16 protein-coding genes are annotated in these 17,218 nt (G+C 63.2%); 13 read left to right on the top strand and 3 right to left on the bottom strand.

Annotation, left to right across the window (positions count from 1 at the left end; genetic code table 11):
• The first annotated feature begins 88 nt into the window (after positions 1-88).
• The 4 genes from AC6CR5_RS09240 to AC6CR5_RS09225 all read left to right on the top strand — a co-directional run bounded on the left by AC6CR5_RS09240 (position 89) and on the right by AC6CR5_RS09225 (position 2,271).
• On the top strand, positions 89-409 hold the full coding sequence (locus AC6CR5_RS09240) for a hypothetical protein (protein WP_006386188.1): 321 nt from the start codon (positions 89-91) through the stop codon (positions 407-409).
• Positions 410-778: 369 nt separating this feature from the next.
• Positions 779-982 (top strand): cold-shock protein, encoded by a 204-nt coding sequence (locus tag AC6CR5_RS09235; protein ID WP_006220190.1) that lies wholly within the window; start codon positions 779-781, stop codon positions 980-982.
• Between the two features lie 225 nt (positions 983-1,207).
• Positions 1,208-1,771 carry a DUF924 family protein gene (locus AC6CR5_RS09230; protein ID WP_020928332.1) on the top strand — a complete coding sequence of 188 codons (564 nt, stop codon included), beginning with the start codon at positions 1,208-1,210 and terminating at the stop codon, positions 1,769-1,771.
• 293 nt (positions 1,772-2,064) lie between these two features.
• Positions 2,065-2,271, top strand: a complete 207-nt coding sequence (locus AC6CR5_RS09225) for a cold-shock protein (protein ID WP_006225311.1) — start codon at positions 2,065-2,067, stop codon at positions 2,269-2,271.
• 100 nt (positions 2,272-2,371) lie between these two features.
• Here AC6CR5_RS09225 and AC6CR5_RS09220 read toward each other — a convergent pair whose 3' ends face one another.
• Entirely contained in the window at positions 2,372-2,917 is a 546-nt protein-coding gene (locus AC6CR5_RS09220) for a TIGR00645 family protein (RefSeq protein ID WP_026384514.1), read from the bottom strand.
• 262 nt (positions 2,918-3,179) lie between these two features.
• Between AC6CR5_RS09220 and loiP the strand changes: the two genes are divergently transcribed.
• The 5 genes from loiP to lon all read left to right on the top strand — a co-directional run bounded on the left by loiP (position 3,180) and on the right by lon (position 10,173).
• Positions 3,180-3,935, top strand: coding sequence for a metalloprotease LoiP (loiP, locus tag AC6CR5_RS09215; protein ID WP_006386184.1), 756 nt, complete (start codon positions 3,180-3,182; stop codon positions 3,933-3,935).
• 168 nt (positions 3,936-4,103) lie between these two features.
• Positions 4,104-5,414, top strand: a complete 1,311-nt coding sequence (gene tig, locus AC6CR5_RS09210) for a trigger factor (protein WP_006386183.1) — start codon at positions 4,104-4,106, stop codon at positions 5,412-5,414.
• Positions 5,415-5,418: 4 nt separating this feature from the next.
• Positions 5,419-6,072 (top strand): ATP-dependent Clp endopeptidase proteolytic subunit ClpP, encoded by a 654-nt coding sequence (gene clpP / locus AC6CR5_RS09205; protein WP_006386182.1) that lies wholly within the window; start codon positions 5,419-5,421, stop codon positions 6,070-6,072.
• Positions 6,073-6,173: 101 nt separating this feature from the next.
• Positions 6,174-7,472 (top strand): ATP-dependent Clp protease ATP-binding subunit ClpX, encoded by a 1,299-nt coding sequence (gene clpX, locus AC6CR5_RS09200; protein WP_006386181.1) that lies wholly within the window; start codon positions 6,174-6,176, stop codon positions 7,470-7,472.
• Positions 7,473-7,722: 250 nt separating this feature from the next.
• Positions 7,723-10,173, top strand: a complete 2,451-nt coding sequence (lon, locus tag AC6CR5_RS09195; RefSeq protein ID WP_020928331.1) for an endopeptidase La — start codon at positions 7,723-7,725, stop codon at positions 10,171-10,173.
• Between the two features lie 110 nt (positions 10,174-10,283).
• Here lon and lexA read toward each other — a convergent pair whose 3' ends face one another.
• Together lexA and AC6CR5_RS09185 are read right to left on the bottom strand one after the other, a co-directional pair.
• A complete protein-coding gene (gene lexA, locus AC6CR5_RS09190; protein ID WP_024069438.1) occupies positions 10,284-10,934 on the bottom strand; it encodes a transcriptional repressor LexA in 651 nt (216 codons plus the stop codon).
• A gap of 155 nt (positions 10,935-11,089) precedes the next feature.
• The gene (locus AC6CR5_RS09185; RefSeq protein WP_026384515.1) at positions 11,090-12,289 is read right to left on the bottom strand and encodes an amino acid aminotransferase; all 1,200 of its coding nucleotides are present in this window, start codon (positions 12,287-12,289) and stop codon (positions 11,090-11,092) included.
• Between the two features lie 170 nt (positions 12,290-12,459).
• Here AC6CR5_RS09185 and uvrB point away from each other — a divergent pair, with 170 nt between their 5' ends.
• The 4 genes from uvrB (at position 12,460) to AC6CR5_RS09165 (ending at position 17,204) form a co-directional block, all read left to right on the top strand.
• On the top strand, positions 12,460-14,499 hold the full coding sequence (uvrB, locus tag AC6CR5_RS09180; protein WP_006386177.1) for an excinuclease ABC subunit UvrB: 2,040 nt from the start codon (positions 12,460-12,462) through the stop codon (positions 14,497-14,499).
• A gap of 248 nt (positions 14,500-14,747) precedes the next feature.
• Positions 14,748-15,239 carry a low molecular weight protein-tyrosine-phosphatase gene (locus tag AC6CR5_RS09175; protein WP_006386176.1) on the top strand — a complete coding sequence of 164 codons (492 nt, stop codon included), beginning with the start codon at positions 14,748-14,750 and terminating at the stop codon, positions 15,237-15,239.
• Positions 15,240-15,431: 192 nt separating this feature from the next.
• A complete protein-coding gene (gene iscR / locus AC6CR5_RS09170; RefSeq protein WP_026384517.1) occupies positions 15,432-15,974 on the top strand; it encodes a Fe-S cluster assembly transcriptional regulator IscR in 543 nt (180 codons plus the stop codon).
• 18 nt (positions 15,975-15,992) lie between these two features.
• A complete protein-coding gene (locus AC6CR5_RS09165; RefSeq protein WP_006386174.1) occupies positions 15,993-17,204 on the top strand; it encodes an IscS subfamily cysteine desulfurase in 1,212 nt (403 codons plus the stop codon).
• The last annotated feature ends 14 nt before the right edge of the window (positions 17,205-17,218 follow it).

Here is a 17,218-nt window from a genome sequence, read left to right as displayed (position 1 = left end):
TAAGGCTGTTATAGTCGCGCCTGGGCGTGTGCGCACCCGTGCGGGCGCGCCCAGGCGGGCCCGGCCCGCAAGTCTAGGAAGAGTGATCATGGAAATACTGAGTCGGCATGTTGCCGACGTGGCGGGCGGCGTTGAGCTGCACACAACGCTGGATGGCGAGAGCATCAGCGCCTATGTCGTGACCGGCATGGACGATCTGGAGGCGATCGCCGACCTCGTGCCCCGCGAGAAAGTCGAAGCCGGCGCGGACATTCACGCCGCTGGTGTCGACAATGTTGATAATGCGCAAGACCAAATCGACCAGGTCCTGGAGAATATGAATCCCGGCGACGTGGCGGTTTTCCTTTGCTCGGGCCCCGAAGCTTTCAACGCGGCGCTCGATCTGTTGGGTTTACCTATCGAAGAGTAAGCCTGACGGCAAACCAAAGTGCCATCCAAACGGCGTATGTGTGAGCGACGCCCTTTGATGGCATTTATATAAGCCTTGATTGTTTTTTTATGATGCGTGGGTGTTTACACCTATGCAGGCCTTCTTTTTGCCTATGAAAACGTGTAAATTTTGTTCGCAGTTTCTCTTTGTTGCATTATTGGCACGTATTTTTTAGGATTATGTTGACTTGTGAGGGGAACATAACGATAGTGTCGGCACACGATCACAAGCGTTGCGATTTTCGTTCAGTGCCGTGCCTTTTCCGGCTCAGCGTTATTGTTCTACTGTCCCCTCCTTGATTGATTCGTGACCTCCGGGCATTTGCCCATTATCTCTAGGAAATACAGTATGGAAACCGGCGTCGTTAAGTGGTTCAATTCGGAAAAAGGCTATGGCTTCATCACCCCGGAAGCGGGTGGTAAGGATCTGTTCGCTCACTTCTCCGAAATTCAGGGCTCGGGCTTCAAGTCTCTGGAAGAGAACCAGCGCGTCAGCTTTGTGACGGCCAATGGCCCCAAGGGCCCGCAAGCCACGAAGATTCAGGTCCTGTAAGGCTCTGACTTTTCGGAAAAGCCCCTTCGGGGGCTTTTTTGCATCTGGGCTCCCCAGCGGGGAGCCCTTTTGCTGTCCGGCGGCGCTTGTGGCCTCATGGGCGGGGCCGCCGCAGTCGCTGCCACGCTTCCTGGCTCGCGGTATCCTTGCGCCAGTTCCCCGTCCTTCCGCCCGCCTGGCGGCGGACCCGCACCCCGCACCCGCAATCGATCGAGGATGATCTCCATGACCCAACCTGGCCAAGAACCTGTTTCCCTGCGCGCGGCGGACATCGTGGCGTTCTGGCGCGACGCCGGGCCGCAGCAGTGGTTCACCAAGGACGCGGCCTTCGATGAGCGCTTCCGCCAGCATTGCGGCCCGGCCCACATGGCCGCGGCGGCACGCCAGCTCGATGCCTGGATGGACGAGCCCGAGGGGGCGCTGGCGTTGATGATCCTGCTGGACCAGTATCCTCGCAACGCCTATCGTGGCACCGCGCACATGTTCGCCACCGATCCGCTGGCGCTGGTGTTCGCCGAGCGCGCCATTGCCGCCGGCCACGATCTGGCCGTCGATCCGGCGCTGCGCCAGTTTTTCTATATGCCCTTCGAGCATGCGGAAACCGTCGCCGCGCAGAACCGGGCGGTGGCGCTGATGGAACCGCTGGGCGCCGACGCGGTGCGCTGGGCCGTCCTGCATCGCGACATCATCAAGCGCTTCGGCCGCTTCCCCCATCGCAACGCCGCGCTGGGCCGGCAGACGACGCAGCCCGAGCAGGAGTTCCTGGACGCCGGCGGCTTTGCCGGATGAGGCAGGGCGGCGGCGCGGCATGCCTTGCGCGCGAGCGTATCCGCCTGTATCGACGCATGGCGAGTTGAAAAAAAAGCGATCGCGGCCTCGCCGCGGGCAGGGCGCGACGCTTGCGATGATCGTCTATTTGACGTTTTTCGAGGTTCGCCAATACACTGGGTCCAGCGAGATTTTCAAGAGACGCGGTCTGCGTTCAACTTGTCGCGGTCAGTGGTGCTGCGTTGCTTTCCTCTCCCATCCTTGATCATCTGGCGCCCCGCGAGCAATCGCTTCTTTAGGTTCGAGGAAATTCCATGGCAACCGGCATCGTCAAGTGGTTCAACGCCGAAAAAGGGTATGGCTTCATCATGCCCGACGACGGCAGCAAGGATCTGTTCGCCCACTACTCGGAAATCCGCAGCGAAGGCTACAAGTCGCTGCAGGAAAACCAACGGGTCACGTTCGAGGTCGGTACCGGCCCCAAGGGCCCGAGCGCCAAGAACATCAAGGTGGCCGCCTGAGTCCAGGTCCATGGCGCGCCCCTGGCGGCGCGCCACAATGAAAAAAGCCCCGCACGCGAGTGTCGGGGCTTTTCTTTTTGCTGCGGCGCGCGCCGGGCGCTCAATGCTTGGGATGCGAGGGCGTCGACAGCCTGTCGACCAGCGCGATGCCCAGCGCGGACAGGATGAACAGCGCGTGGATGATGGTCTGCCACATCACGCCCGCCTCCGAGAAGCGCGCATTGGGGGTGCCCAGCGTGCCGGCCTCGATGAAGGTGCGCAGCAGGTGGATCGAGGAGATGCCGATGATCGCCATGGCCAGCTTGACCTTGAGGACGCTGGCGTTGACGTGGCTGAGCCATTCCGGCTGGTCCGGATGGCCTTGCAGGCGCAGGCGCGACACGAAGGTTTCGTAGCCGCCCACGATCACCATGACCAGCAGGTTCGATATCATCACCACGTCGATCAGGCCCAGCACCAGCAGCATGATCTCCATTTCGCCGAAGCTGGTGGCATGCGTCAGCAGGTGCCACAGTTCCTTCAGGAACAGCATCACGTAAACGCCCTGGGCGACGATCAGTCCCAGATAAAGCGGCAGTTGCAGCCAGCGCGAGCTGAAAATCAGGCTGGGCAGCAGGCCCAGGCGGGGAGGGGTGTTGGGGGTCATGGTGGTTGCGAGCCGTTATGAGGAAGTGCGGAAAAAACTGCGGCGGCAATTCTAACAACGCCGGGCTGCGCCGGTATTTGTTTTTGATGACGATTTGACGTCGCAGGCGCGGTACTTACCACGGTAAGGAGTCTTTTGCATGCCTTTTGTGTAAGTGAAGTTCGCATTTGCGAAACTCTGTGGCGAAACGGTTTGAGAGCTTTGGGCGTATATAGAATTGCGGCCTCACTCGCACCCGAGTCAGTCAAGAGGAGTTTTTTTCATGAAGATCCGCTACACCGTTGCCGCGCTGGCCGTTGCTCTCGCCCCTTACTCCGCGTCGCATGCCCTCGACATCGGGGGACTGGTGGGCGCCGGCAGCAAGGTGGTGCAGGCCGCCACCCTGAGCGATGCCGAAATCAAGACTTTGTCCGACAAGGCTTGCGCGCAGAGCGATTCGCAGGAAAAGATCGCCGCGCCGGGCAGCAAGTATGACGTGCGCCTGCAGAAGATCGCCAAGCAGCTGGGCGGCACCGTCAACGGCCAGAAGGCCAACTACAAGGTCTACATCACCAAGGACGTCAACGCCTGGGCCATGGCCAACGGCTGCATCCGCGTCTACAGCGGCCTGATGGACATGATGACCGACGACGAAGTGCTGGGCGTGGTCGGCCATGAAATCGGCCACGTGGCGCTGGGCCACAGCAAGAAGGCCATGCAGACCGCCTACACGGTCTCGGCCGCGCGCGATGCCGCCGGCGCCGCCGGTGGCGCCACGGTCGCCGCCCTGAACTCGTCGCAGCTGGGCGACCTGACCGAGAAGTTCATCAACGCGCAGTTCTCGCAGTCGCAGGAAAGCGCCGCCGACGACTACTCGTTCGACCAACTGCAGGCCAAGAAGCTGAACACCCGCGGCCTGGTGACGGCGTTCCAGAAGCTGGCCGAGCTGGACGGCGGCAAGAGCGATATGATGAGCTCGCACCCGTCCTCGGCCAAGCGCGCGCAGCACATCGAAGATCGCATCGCCAAGGCCAAGTAAAGCGCCCTGGCGGGCAATTTGCCGCCCTTTCCGGGTGGAAAACGGGGCGCGAGCATCCGGGCTTATCCGGGTGCTCGCGCCCCTTTGCGTCAGGGGTCCGGAAGTTTCCGGTAAAATGCCGCGTTTATCCGCCCGTCATCTCATATCTTTCGGAAAATAGGTCTTTTAATGCAGCCTGTGGTTGAAACCCTCTCCGGCCTCGAGCGCCGTGTTGATCTGGCCGTCTCGGTGGCCGACGTCGAAAAGGAAGTCCAGGCGCAGTTGAAGCGCGTGGCCCGCACCGCCAAGGTCCCCGGCTTTCGTCCCGGCAAGGCGCCGCTCGCCATGCTCGAGCGCAGCCATGGCCCCGGCATCCGCTACGACGTGATCAACAGCCAGGTCGGCCGTGCATTCGAACAAGCCGTCGACGGCGCCAAGCTGCGCGTCGCCGGCGCCCCGAACCTGGAACCCAAGACGGAAGGCGTCGGCGAAGACACGCTGGCCTTCACCGCCACGTTCGAGGTCTACCCCGAAGTCGCCGTGCCGGACCTGTCGGCCCTGGCCGTGACCCGCTATGAAACCGCCGTCACCGACGCCGAAGTGCAGCAGACCCTGGACGTCCTGCGCAAGCAGCGCGCCACGTTCGAAGCCCGTGAAGGCCGCGCCTCGCAAGACGGCGACCGCGTCACGCTGGACTTCGCCGGCACCATCGACGGCGTGCCGTTCGACGGCGGCAAGGCCGAAGACTTCCCCTTCGTGCTCGGCCAGGGCCGCATGCTGCCGGAATTCGAAGAAGCCGCCCGCGGTCTGAAGGCTGGCGAAAGCAAGGTCTTCCCGCTCAAGTTCCCCGATGACTACCAAGGCAAGGAAGTCGCCGGCAAGACCGCCGAATTCACCATCACCGTCAAGGAAGTGGCCGAAGGCGTCCTGCCCGAACTGAACGCCGAATTCGCCAAGTCGCTCGGCCAGGCCGAAGGCGACATCGAAAAGCTCAAGGCCGACATCCGCAGCAACATCGAACGCGAAGTCAAGGTGCGCTCGCAAGGCCGCACCAAGGCCAGCGTGATGGACGCCCTGGTCGAAGCCGGCAAGTTCGACGTGCCGAAGGCGCTGGTCGACAACGACGTGCAAAGCCGCATCGCCGCCGCCCGCGAAGAGCTCAAGCAGCGTGGCGTGCCGAACGCCGAGTCCGTGCCGATCCCGGCCGAGGCCTTCTCGACCGAATCCGAGCGCCGCGTGCGCCTGGGGCTGCTGGTGTCCGAACTGGTCAAGCAAGCCCAGCTGCAGGCCAAGCCGGAACAGGTCCGCGCCCGCATCGAGGAATTCGCGGAAAACTACGAACAACCCGCCCAGGTTGTCAGCTATTACCTGGCCGACCGCCAGCGTCGTGCTGAAATCGAGGCGATCGTGCTCGAAGACAACGTCGTCGCGCACGTTCTGGAAAAGGCCAAGGTCACCGACGAAAAGGTGCCTTTCGATCAGTTGATGGGGATGGCGTAACACTATGCAGAGATTCACCGATTTCTATGCGGCAATGAATGGCGGGTCGTCGGTGACCCCCACCGGCCTGGGCTACATTCCCATGGTGATCGAGCAGTCGGGGCGCGGCGAACGCGCCTACGACATCTATTCGCGCCTGCTCCGCGAGCGGCTCATCTTCCTGGTGGGCCCGGTCAACGACGCGACGGCCAACCTGGTCGTGGCCCAGTTGCTGTTCCTGGAATCGGAGAATCCTGACAAGGACATTTCCCTGTACATCAACTCGCCCGGCGGGTCGGTGTACGCGGGCATGGCCATCTACGACACCATGCAGTTCGTCAAGCCGGACGTGTCGACCCTGTGCACCGGCCTGGCGGCCAGCATGGGCGCCTTCCTGCTGGCGGCTGGCAAGAAGGGCAAGCGCTTCACCCTGCCCAACTCGCGCATCATGATCCACCAGCCCTCGGGCGGCGCCCAGGGGCAGGCCTCCGACATCCAGATCCAGGCTCGCGAGATCCTGGACCTGCGCGAGCGTCTCAATCGCATCCTGGCCGACAATACCGGCCAGTCGATCGACCGCATCGCCCTGGACACGGAACGTGACAACTTCATGTCCGCCGAAGATGCGGTATCGTATGGACTGGTGGACAAGGTGATGACCTCCCGCTCGGAAGGCTGACTTCCCGGCTGAGTCCCATCCGCTGCCGCCTTGTTTGAGTAAGCGCAGGCGCCGGGCCCTTTACCCGGTCCGGCGCTTCTTTACCTGAGATACGACTACATATGCCTGAAAAAAAGGGATCGGCAGACGCAAAAGTGCTGCATTGCTCGTTTTGCAATAAAAGCCAGCACGAAGTCCGCAAGCTGATCGCGGGTCCGTCGGTATTCATCTGCGATGAATGCATAGACTTGTGCAACGACATCATCCGCGAGGAAGCGCAGGCGACCGCGCGCGCGGCGATTCGTTCCGAACTGCCCACTCCGGCTGAAATCAAGACGTTCCTGGACCAGTACGTGATCGGGCAGACCTCGCCCAAGCGCATGCTGGCGGTGGCCGTCTACAACCACTACAAGCGCATCCGCCACGGCGAGATCAAGGGCGACGAAGTCGAGTTGTCCAAGAGCAACATCATGCTGATCGGCCCCACCGGGTCGGGCAAGACGTTGCTGGCGCAGACGCTCGCGCGCATGCTGAATGTGCCGTTCGTCATGGCCGACGCCACCACGCTGACCGAAGCCGGTTACGTCGGTGAAGACGTCGAGAACATCATTCAGAAGTTGCTGCAGAACTGCAACTACGAAGTCGAGAAGGCGCAGCGCGCCATCATCTACATCGACGAAATCGACAAGATTTCCCGCAAGTCCGACAACCCGTCCATCACCCGCGACGTGTCGGGCGAGGGCGTGCAGCAGGCCCTGCTCAAGCTGATCGAAGGCACCGTGGCCTCGGTGCCGCCGCAGGGCGGGCGCAAGCACCCCAACCAGGACTTCGTCCAGGTCGACACGACCAACATCCTGTTCATCGTCGGCGGCGCCTTCGACGGCCTGGAAAAGGTCATCCGCGACCGCACCGAAAAGTCGGGCATCGGTTTCTCCGCTTCCGTGCGCGCCAAGTCCGAGCGCGGCGTCGGCGAGCTGTTCTCCGAAGTCGAGCCCGAAGACCTGATCAAGTTCGGCCTGATCCCCGAGCTGGTCGGCCGCCTGCCCGTGGTCGCCACGCTGGACGAACTCGATGAAGCTGCCCTGGTGCAGATCCTCACCGAGCCCAAGAACGCCCTGCTCAAGCAATTCCAGAAGCTGTTCGCCATGGAAGGCGCCGAGCTGGACGTGCGTCCCGCCGCCCTCAAGGCCATCGCCCGCAAGGCGCTCAAGCGCAAGACCGGCGCCCGCGGCCTGCGTTCCATCATCGAGCAGGCCCTGCTCGACACCATGTATGACCTGCCGTCGCAAGGCAACGTCAAGCGCGTGGTGCTCGACGAAGGCGCGATCGAAGGCGAGGGCAAGCCCCTGCTGATCTACGCCGACGAGGAAGGGACAGCCGAAAAGCCCGAGCGCGGAGAAGTTCGCGACGCCGCGGCCTGACGGATATTTCAGAAAAACCCGTTTCCGTAACGGGTTTTTTTGTCTCCGGCGCCTGATTGAACGCACACTCCCACGGTGCGTCCAATATAACGGGATGGCGGCCGCCGATTTTTTTTCCGTTTTGTTTATCGGGCCGCCGGGATCTTGAATTTTCGGCTATTGTTCCCATAACAGACGTAACTGACGGGGCTGTCCGGGTATACCCGGTCATCCTGTCCCCGATACGCCGAGTCATACCGAGGAACCTCCTATGTCTGCCAGCCAGACCCTGCCTTCCGACCCGATCGACCTTCCCCTGCTGCCGCTGCGCGATGTCGTGGTGTTCCCGCACATGGTCATCCCGCTGTTCGTCGGCCGTCCGCGCTCTATCCGCGCGCTCGAGGTTGCGATGGAAGCGGGCAAGAGCATCATGCTGGTGGCCCAAAAGTCCGCCGGCAAGGATGATCCCACTCCCGAAGACGTCTACGAGATCGGCTGCGTCGCCGGCATCCTGCAGATGCTCAAGCTGCCCGACGGCACCGTCAAGGTGCTGGTCGAAGGCACCCAGCGCGCCCGCATCAACAGCATCGAAGACGCCGATTCGCACTTCACCTGCCAGGTCACCCCGATCGAGCCGGACGCCGTTCAGGGCTCCGAGACCGAGGCCCTGCGCCGTGCGATCGTCGCCCAGTTCGAGCAATACGTAAAACTCAACAAGAAGATCCCCCCGGAGATCCTGACCTCGCTCGCCGGCATCGATGACGCTGGCCGCCTGGCCGACACGATCGCCGCGCATCTTCCGCTGAAACTCGAGCAGAAGCAGAAGATGCTCGAGATCGTCGGCACCTCCGAGCGCCTCGAAGGCCTGCTCACGCAGCTGGAAACCGAAATCGACATTCTCCAGGTCGAAAAGCGGATCCGCGGCCGCGTGAAGAAGCAGATGGAAAAGAGCCAGCGCGACTACTACCTGAATGAGCAGGTCAAGGCCATTCAGAAGGAGTTGGGCGAAGGCGAAGAGGGCGCCGACATCGAGGAGCTCGAAAAGAAGATCATCGCCGCGCACATGCCCAAGGAGGCGCGCAAGAAGGCCGATGCCGAGCTCAAGAAGCTCAAGCTCATGTCGCCCATGTCGGCCGAAGCCACCGTGGTGCGCAACTACATCGATACGCTCATTAATCTCCCCTGGAGGAAGAAGAGCAAGATCAACAATTCCATCTCCAATGCCGAGACGGTGCTCGACAACGACCACTACGGCCTGGAGAAGGTGAAGGAACGCATTCTCGAATACCTCGCCGTGCAACAGCGCGTGGACAAGGTCAAGGCGCCCATCCTGTGCCTGGTCGGTCCTCCGGGGGTCGGCAAGACCTCGCTGGGCCAGTCCATCGCCAAGGCCACGAACCGCAAGTTCGTGCGCATGGCCCTGGGCGGCGTGCGTGACGAAGCCGAGATCCGCGGCCACCGTCGTACGTACATCGGCTCGATGCCCGGCAAGATCGTCCAGAACATGTCGAAGGTCGGCGTGCGCAATCCCCTGTTCCTGCTCGATGAAATCGACAAGCTGGGCATGGATTTCCGCGGCGATCCCTCGTCGGCGCTGCTCGAAGTGCTGGACCCGGAACAGAACCACACGTTCCAGGACCACTACATCGAAGTCGACTTCGACCTGTCGGACGTCATGTTCGTGGCCACCAGCAACACGTTGAACATTCCGCCGGCCCTGCTGGACCGGATGGAAGTGATCCGCCTGTCCGGCTACACCGAGGAAGAAAAGATCCACATCGCCCGCGACCATCTGCTGCCCAAGCTGATGAAGAACAACGGCGTCAAGGATACCGAGCTGACCGTCGACGACAGCGCGCTGCGCGACATCGTGCGCTACTACACCCGCGAAGCCGGTGTGCGTGCGCTTGAGCGCGAAGTGGGCAAGATCTGCCGCAAGGTGATCAAGCAGCTGCTGACCCAGAGCGACCGCGCCAAGGCCGAAGGCAAGACCTTCGAACTCAAGCCGGTCAACGTCACGGGCGAGAACCTCAGCGACTACCTCGGCGTGCGCCGCTACACCTTCGGCATGGCCGAAAAGGAAAACCAGATCGGTCAGGTGACCGGCCTGGCCTGGACGGAAGTCGGTGGCGACCTGCTCACGATCGAAGTGGCGGACATGCCCGGCAAGGGCGTGATCCAACGCACCGGTTCGCTGGGCGACGTGATGAAGGAATCGGTCGAGGCGGCCCGCACCGTGGTGCGCTCGCGGGCGCGTCGCCTGGGCTTTGCCGACAGCGTGTTCGAGAAGCACGACATGCACGTGCACGTGCCGGAAGGCGCGACGCCCAAGGACGGTCCGTCCGCCGGTATCGCGATCACCACGGCCATGGTGTCGGCGCTGTCGCGCATCCCGGTGCGCGCCGACGTTGCCATGACCGGCGAGATCACGCTGCGTGGCGAAGTCCTGCCGATCGGCGGCCTGAAGGAAAAGCTGCTGGCCGCCCACCGCGGTGGCATCAAGACGGTCTTGATCCCGGAAGAAAACGTCAAGGATTTGGCGGAGATCCCGGACAACGTCAAGAACCATCTCGAGATCGTGCCGGTCCGCTGGATCGACAAGGTGTTGGAGCTGGCCCTGGAACGCCTGCCGGAGCCGCTGGCTGAAGACGAAGCGGTCAAGGAACCGCTGGTCGCCAAGCCGGCCGAACCGGGTTCCACGGATCCCGTGCTCAAGCACTGATGTCCGGCCCACGGCGCCCCGCAAGGGGCGCCGTCAAAAATAAACCCCGCTTGCGCGGGGTTTGTTTTTTGGCGCGGCCGTCGGGCGGGCCCCTGGTCGGGGCGGAAGGATCAGTGCAGCGCGTGCGGACGGATCAGCCCGACGGCAATGCCTTCCAGCGCGAATTCCTGGTCGGCTTCGACCACGATGACGTTGAAGTCGGGATTCTCAGGCAGCAGTTCGATGCGGCCGTTCTGGCGCTGCAGGCGCTTGACGGTGACGTCGTCGCCCAGCCGGGCCACCACGATCTGGCCGTTGCGGGCCTCGGACGCCTTCTTGACGGCCAGCAGGTCGCCTTCGAGGATGCCTGCGTCGCGCATGCTCATGCCGCGCACCTTGAGCAGGTAGTCCGGCGCCTGGGCGAACAGGCTGGAATCGACGCCGATCTCGCGTTCGACGTGTTCGGTGGCCAGGATAGGGCTGCCGGCCGCCACGCGGCCCACCAGCGGCAGCAGCAGCTGCGCCAGGCCGGGCAGTGGCAACGGCGCCTGGGACGGCGTGGGGGAGTTGTCCTTCAGGCGGATGCCGCGCGAGGCGCCGGCCGTGAGTTCGATGGCGCCCTTGCGGGCCAGGGCCTTCAGATGGTCTTCGGCCGCGTTGGGCGAGCGGAATCCCAGGGCCTGGGCGATTTCGGCGCGGGTGGGCGGAAAGCCGGTGCGCGCGACGGTCTGCCGGATGAGGTCCAGGATTTGCTGTTGACGATCAGTGAGTTTGCTGGCCATGGCGATGATCCGTTGGGTGTCGGACTGTACATATATACAGCGGCATTCTGGGGGACATAACGCAAAAAAGCAAGCGTTGATCGGGCGTGGTTTTGTGACAGGCAATGAAAACGGGACCCGAAGGTCCCGTTTGGGGGTGACGCTGGCGCTGAGTCTTAGAGCACCGCGGCGATGCCCTTGGCCACCTGGTCGATGTTGCCGCTGTTGAGCGCGGCCACGCAGATGCGGCCGCTGGAGACGGCATAGACGCCGTGCTCTTCGCGCAGGCGGTCGACCTGGGCCGAGGTCAGGCCCGAGTACGAGAACATGCCGCGCTGCTGCAGCACGAAGCTGAAGTCCTGCTTGCCGCCGTGTTCCTTGATCTTCTCGACCAGCTGCTTGCGCATCAGGCGGATGCGGTCGCGCATGGCGCCGAGTTCCTCTTCCCACATGGCGAACAGCTCGGGCGAGTTCAGCACCGTGGAGACGATCGTGCCACCGTGGGTGGGCGGGTTGGAGTAGTTGGTGCGGATGACGCGCTTGAGCTGGCTCAGCACGCGGGTGGCTTCGTCCTTGCTGCCGGCCACGACGGTCAGGGCGCCGACGCGCTCGCCGTACAGCGAGAACGACTTCGAGAACGACGAGCTGATGAACATGGTCAGGTCGAGGTCGGCGAACAGGCGCACGACCGCGGCGTCTTCATGCAGGCCTTCGCCGAAACCCTGGTAGGCGATGTCCAGGAACGGCACCAGCTTGTTTTCCTTGACGACCGCGGCGATCTGCTTCCATTGGTCGAAGGTGGGATCGACACCGGTGGGGTTGTGGCAGCAGGCGTGCAGCACGACCACGGTGTTGGCCGGCGCGGCCTTCAGGGCGGCCAGCATGCCGTCGAAGTTCAGGCCGCGGGTGGCCGCGTCGTAGTAGGCGTAGGTGCCGACTTCGAAACCGGCGCGCTCGAACAGCGCGCGGTGGTTTTCCCAGCTGGGGTCGCTGATCAGGACCTTCGAGGTCGGCAGCAGCTGGCGCAGGAAGTCGGCGCCGATCTTGAGCGCGCCGGTGCCGCCCAGGGCCTGGGTGGTCAGGACGCGGCCGGCGGCGGCCAGCGGGGAATCCTTGCCGATCAGCAGGGCTTGCGCGCCCTGGTTGTAGCCGGCGATGCCTTCGATCGGCAGGTAGCCGCGGGCGGCGGCGGCCTCGATGCGGGCGATTTCCGCCTTGCGCACGGCGCCCAGCAGGGGAATCCGGCCCTGGTCGTCGTAGTACACGCCCACGCCCAGATTGACTTTACCGGGGCGGGTGTCCGCGTTGTATTGTTCGTTCAGGCCAAGAATGGGGTCGCGCGGCGCGAGTTCGACGGAATCGAAAAGGGTGCTCATGGGACTCTGCTGAGGGTGAGTGGACGCAGTCGGAAGTGCTGTGGATAATGGGGGGTTTACCCTGGGAACAGTCTAGCATGCCTAAGAGCGCAATAGACCCGAACGCGGCGGGTGCCGCAGCCGTTGGCGCGGTCACCGACGGGGCGACCGATGGGCCCTCTGGCGCTGCCGTGGCGGCTCCGGAGGCCGGCCCGGGGTATGTCGATTTCCCGGACAGCCCATTCCACCTGTATCAACCCTATCCGCCTGCCGGCGACCAGCCGGGCGCAATAGAGGGACTGATCCAGGGCGTGCAGGACGGCCTGATGTACCAGACCCTGCTGGGCGTGACCGGTTCGGGCAAGACCTACACCATGGCCAACGTCATCGCCCAGCTCGGGCGGCCGGCGCTGGTGCTGGCGCCCAACAAGACGCTGGCGGCGCAGCTGTACGCCGAAATGCGCGAGTTCTTTCCCAAGAACGCCGTGGAGTACTTCGTTTCGTACTACGACTACTACCAGCCCGAGGCCTACGTGCCGACGCGCGACCTGTTCATCGAGAAGGATTCGTCCATCAATGAACACATCGAGCAGATGCGGCTGTCGGCCACCAAGAGCCTGCTGGAACGGCGCGACACCATCATCGTGGGCACCGTGTCGTGCATCTACGGTATCGGCAACCCCGGCGACTACCACGCGATGGTGCTGATCCTGCGCGCCGGCGACCAGATTTCGCGGCGCGAGATCCTGGCGCGGCTGGTGGCCATGCAGTACACCCGCAACGACGCCGAGTTCACCCGCGGCGTGTTCCGGGTGCGCGGCGAAACCATCGACATCTTCCCCGCGGAAAGCGCCGAGCTGGCGCTGCGCCTGACGCTGTTCGACGACGAAATCGAAAGCCTCGAACTGTTCGATCCGCTGACCGGCCGTATTCGCCAGAAGCTGCCGCGCTTCACCGTCTACCCGGGTTCGCACTACGTGACGCCGCGCGACACCGTGCTGCGCGCCATCGAGACCATCAAGGAAGAGCTGCGCGAGCGCACCAAGCGCTTCGTCGATGACGGCCACCTGGTGGAAGCCCAGCGCCTGGAGCAGCGCACCCGCTTCGACCTGGAAATGCTGCAGGAACTGGGGTTCTGCAAGGGCATCGAGAACTACTCGCGCCATCTGTCGGGCGCCGCGCCCGGCGAGCCGCCGCCCACGCTGATCGACTACCTGCCCGCCGACGCGCTGATGTTCATCGACGAAAGCCACGTCACCATCGGCCAGCTCAGCGCCATGTACCGCGGCGACCGCTCGCGCAAGGAAACCCTGGTGCAGTATGGTTTCCGGCTGCCCTCGGCGCTGGACAACCGCCCGCTCAAGCTGGAGGAGTTCGAGGCCCGCATGCGCCAGTGCGTGTTCGTGTCGGCCACGCCGGCGGCCTACGAAAAAGAGCATGCCGACAACGTGGTCGAGCAGGTGGTGCGTCCCACCGGCCTGGTCGACCCGATCGTCGAGGTGTTGCCGGCCCGCACGCAGGTCGACGACCTGCTGGGCCAGATCAAGGCGCGCACCAGCCAGGGCGAGCGGGTGCTGGTCACCACGCTGACCAAGCGCATGGCCGAGGACCTGACCGACTTCCTGACCGAGCACGGCGTGCGGGTGCGCTACCTGCACTCGGACATCGATACGGTCGAGCGGGTGGAGATCATCCGCGACCTGCGCCTGGGCACGTTCGACGTGCTGGTGGGCATCAACCTGCTGCGTGAAGGCCTGGACATCCCGGAAGTGTCGCTGGTGGCCATCCTGGATGCCGACAAGGAAGGTTTCCTGCGTTCCGAGCGCAGCCTGATCCAGACCATTGGCCGGGCCGCCCGCAACCTGAATGGCCACGCCATCCTGTATGCCGACCGCATCACGGATTCGATGCAGCGGGCCATGGAAGAGACCAGCCGGCGCCGTGCCAAACAGTTGCAATTCAATGCCGACCACGGCATTACCGCGCGCGGCGTGCAGAAGGCGGTGCGCGAGCTGATCGACGGTATCGTGGCCCCGGTGCAGCACGATGCGCTGGAAGCCGCGGTGCCGGCCGAATTGCTGAAGGACGAAAAGGCGCTGGCGCGCGAAATCAAGCGGCTTGAAAAGCTGATGATGGACCATGCCCGCAACCTGGAATTCGAGCAGGCCGCGGCCGCTCGCGATGCCCTGACGGCCTTGAAGCAGCGGGTGCTGCTGGACGGCGCGGTATGAGGGTAAGCTGTATCTTTATGTGTCTTTTCGCTGACGGGTTGCTGAAATTGATGATGAGGCAAGTGTTGCAGAAGCGAGGCCCGGAATTTGCGTAACCGAAGCGGCTCGCGGCCCTGGGCTGAAGTTAAATATAGCGTTTAACTATTTGATTTATAGGGTAAATTTTCGAGGGTGCATCGCCGCGAAAGAGAGTCCCCGAGCGCAAAAAAAGCTTGCCTTATCTCGGGTTTTCCCGCACACTTACTCCCATGATGACCAAGGTACTTTTCGTTTGCATGGGCAATATCTGTCGCTCGCCGAGCGCAGAGGGCGTGTTTCGCCATTTGGTGAACGACGCGGGTTTGGGCGATGTGGTTCGCATCGACTCCGCGGGCACGCACGCGTTTCACATCGGCGAGGCGCCTGATGCCCGGGCGCAGGCCGCAGCGCGCAAGCGCGGCTACGAGATCACGCACTGTGAGGCCCGCCAGGTCACCGCGGAAGACTTCCGCGACTTCGACCTCATCCTCGCCATGGACTGGGACAATCTGTCCGCCATGCAGCAGCAGTGCCCCAAGGCCTATCAGCACAAGTTGATGCTGCTGATGCGCTTTGCCAACGAGTTCGAAGAAGCCACCGTGCCCGATCCCTACTATGGCGGCGCCGATGGTTTCGGCAAGGTGCTGGACTACCTCGAAGACGCCTGTCAGGGCGTGCTCGAACTGGTCCGCAAGCGCGCTACCCAATACCAGGCGGCCTGAGGTCTCCTGTGCGCCGGGGCGCCCTGTGGGGCTCCCGGTGAATTGGCAGTGAAAAGAACCGCGCGACAGCGCGGTTTTTTCTAGCCGGGAGCCATACCAAATTACTCGGGAATTTGCTATACTTGAGCCAATTACTCGGGTATTGACCGCCGGATTCGCCGGCGGCCATTGCCGAATCACAGGGAATTCACCATGCGGCTAACTACCAAAGGGCGTTTCGCCGTGACTGCCATGATCGATCTGGCTATGCGGCAGCATAGCGGCCCGGTCACTCTTGCGGCCATCAGCCAGCGTCAGAATATTTCGCTTTCCTACCTGGAACAGCTGTTCGGGAAACTGCGTCGCCACGAACTCGTGGACAGCGTGCGCGGCCCCGGCGGCGGTTACTCGCTCGCCCGCCTGGCGCGCAACGTGACCGTGGCCGACATCATCTTCGCCGTGGACGAACCGCTGGACGCCACCAGCTGTGGCGGCAAGCGAGACTGTACGAGCGGCAACGACGGCAAGCCTGGCAAGTGCATGACGCATGAGCTCTGGGCCACGCTGAATCGCAAGATGGTCGATTACCTGGATTCGGTGTCGCTGCAGGATCTGGTCGATCAGCAGCGTGTGCGCCAATTGCAGGAAGCCAACAATCAAGCGCAGGCCTGCGCGGTGCGCGTGAATCGGGTGGGAGGCGCCAATAACGCCGCCAACGCCCCGACCACCACCGTCGCGGCCAATGCCACCGTATAAGCAGTAGGAGTTGTAGAAATGACCACCCGCCCGATCTATCTGGACTACTCGGCCACGACCCCCGTCGACCCGCGCGTCGTCGAGAAAATGGTGCCCTGGCTGTACGAGAACTTTGGCAATCCCGCTTCCCGCAGCCACTCGTTTGGCTGGGAGTCCGAGGACGCCGTCGAGCGCGCCCGCGAGGAAGTCGCCAAGCTGGTGAACGCCGATCCGCGCGAGATCGTCTGGACCTCCGGCGCCACCGAATCCGACAACCTGGCGATCAAGGGCGCCGCCAACTTCTACGCCGAACGCGGCAAGCACATCATCACCGTCAAGACCGAGCACAAGGCCGTGCTCGACACCTGTCGTGAACTGGAGCGCCAGGGGTTCGAAGTGACCTACCTGGACGTCAAGGACAACGGCCTGATCGACCTGGACGTCTTCAAGGCGGCGCTGCGTCCCGACACCGTGCTGGTGTCCGTGATGATGGTGAACAACGAAATCGGCGTCATCCAGGACATCGAAACCCTGGGCGAGATCTGCCGCGAGAAGGGCATCATCTTTCACGTCGACGCCGCGCAGGCCACCGGCAAGGTCGAGATCGACCTGCAGAAGCTGAAGGTCGACCTGATGTCGTTCTCGGCGCACAAGACCTACGGCCCCAAGGGCATCGGCGCGCTGTATGTGCGCCGCAAGCCGCGCGTGCGCATCGAGGCGCAGATGCACGGCGGCGGCCACGAACGTGGTTTCCGTTCGGGCACGCTGGCCACGCACCAGATCGTCGGCATGGGCGAAGCCTTCCGCCTGGCCCGCGAGGAAATGGGCACCGAGAACGAGCGCATCCGCATGCTGCGTGATCGCCTCTGGGCCGGCCTGTCGCAGATCGAAGAGGTCTACCTCAACGGCGACATGGACCAGCGCGTGCCGCACAACCTGAACGTCAGCTTCAACTATGTCGAAGGCGAGTCCCTGATCATGGCGATCAAGGAACTGGCCGTGTCCAGCGGTTCGGCCTGCACCTCGGCCAGCCTGGAACCTTCCTACGTGCTGCGCGCCCTGGGCCGCAACGACGAGCTGGCGCACAGCTCGATCCGCTTCACGCTGGGCCGTTTCACCACCGAGCAGGAAGTGGACTACACCATCGAACTGCTCAAGAGCCGTGTCGGCAAGCTGCGCGATATGTCGCCGCTGTGGGAAATGGCCAAGGAAGGCATCGATCTGAATACCGTGCAATGGGCCGCGCACTGAGCGCCCGCGCCAAA

It is taken from the genome of Achromobacter sp. EG18, from assembly GCF_059759395.1.
The sequence above is the reverse complement of the archived record's forward strand: the minus strand, read 5'-3'. Positions and strand labels throughout refer to the sequence as shown.

Excerpts from the sequence above, each read along its gene's own strand:
- AC6CR5_RS09240 (WP_006386188.1), top strand. The coding sequence starts at position 89 with ATGGAAATACTGAGTCGGCATGTTGCCGACGTGGCGGGCGGCGTTGAG.
- AC6CR5_RS09235 (WP_006220190.1), top strand. The coding sequence starts at position 779 with ATGGAAACCGGCGTCGTTAAGTGGTTCAATTCGGAAAAAGGCTATGGC.
- AC6CR5_RS09230 (WP_020928332.1), top strand. The coding sequence starts at position 1,208 with ATGACCCAACCTGGCCAAGAACCTGTTTCCCTGCGCGCGGCGGACATC.
- AC6CR5_RS09225 (WP_006225311.1), top strand. The coding sequence starts at position 2,065 with ATGGCAACCGGCATCGTCAAGTGGTTCAACGCCGAAAAAGGGTATGGC.
- AC6CR5_RS09220 (WP_026384514.1), bottom strand. The coding sequence starts at position 2,917 with ATGACCCCCAACACCCCTCCCCGCCTGGGCCTGCTGCCCAGCCTGATT.
- loiP (WP_006386184.1), top strand. The coding sequence starts at position 3,180 with ATGAAGATCCGCTACACCGTTGCCGCGCTGGCCGTTGCTCTCGCCCCT.
- tig (WP_006386183.1), top strand. The coding sequence starts at position 4,104 with ATGCAGCCTGTGGTTGAAACCCTCTCCGGCCTCGAGCGCCGTGTTGAT.
- clpP (WP_006386182.1), top strand. The coding sequence starts at position 5,419 with ATGCAGAGATTCACCGATTTCTATGCGGCAATGAATGGCGGGTCGTCG.
- clpX (WP_006386181.1), top strand. The coding sequence starts at position 6,174 with ATGCCTGAAAAAAAGGGATCGGCAGACGCAAAAGTGCTGCATTGCTCG.
- lon (WP_020928331.1), top strand. The coding sequence starts at position 7,723 with ATGTCTGCCAGCCAGACCCTGCCTTCCGACCCGATCGACCTTCCCCTG.
- lexA (WP_024069438.1), bottom strand. The coding sequence starts at position 10,934 with ATGGCCAGCAAACTCACTGATCGTCAACAGCAAATCCTGGACCTCATC.
- AC6CR5_RS09185 (WP_026384515.1), bottom strand. The coding sequence starts at position 12,289 with ATGAGCACCCTTTTCGATTCCGTCGAACTCGCGCCGCGCGACCCCATT.
- AC6CR5_RS09175 (WP_006386176.1), top strand. The coding sequence starts at position 14,748 with ATGATGACCAAGGTACTTTTCGTTTGCATGGGCAATATCTGTCGCTCG.
- iscR (WP_026384517.1), top strand. The coding sequence starts at position 15,432 with ATGCGGCTAACTACCAAAGGGCGTTTCGCCGTGACTGCCATGATCGAT.
- AC6CR5_RS09165 (WP_006386174.1), top strand. The coding sequence starts at position 15,993 with ATGACCACCCGCCCGATCTATCTGGACTACTCGGCCACGACCCCCGTC.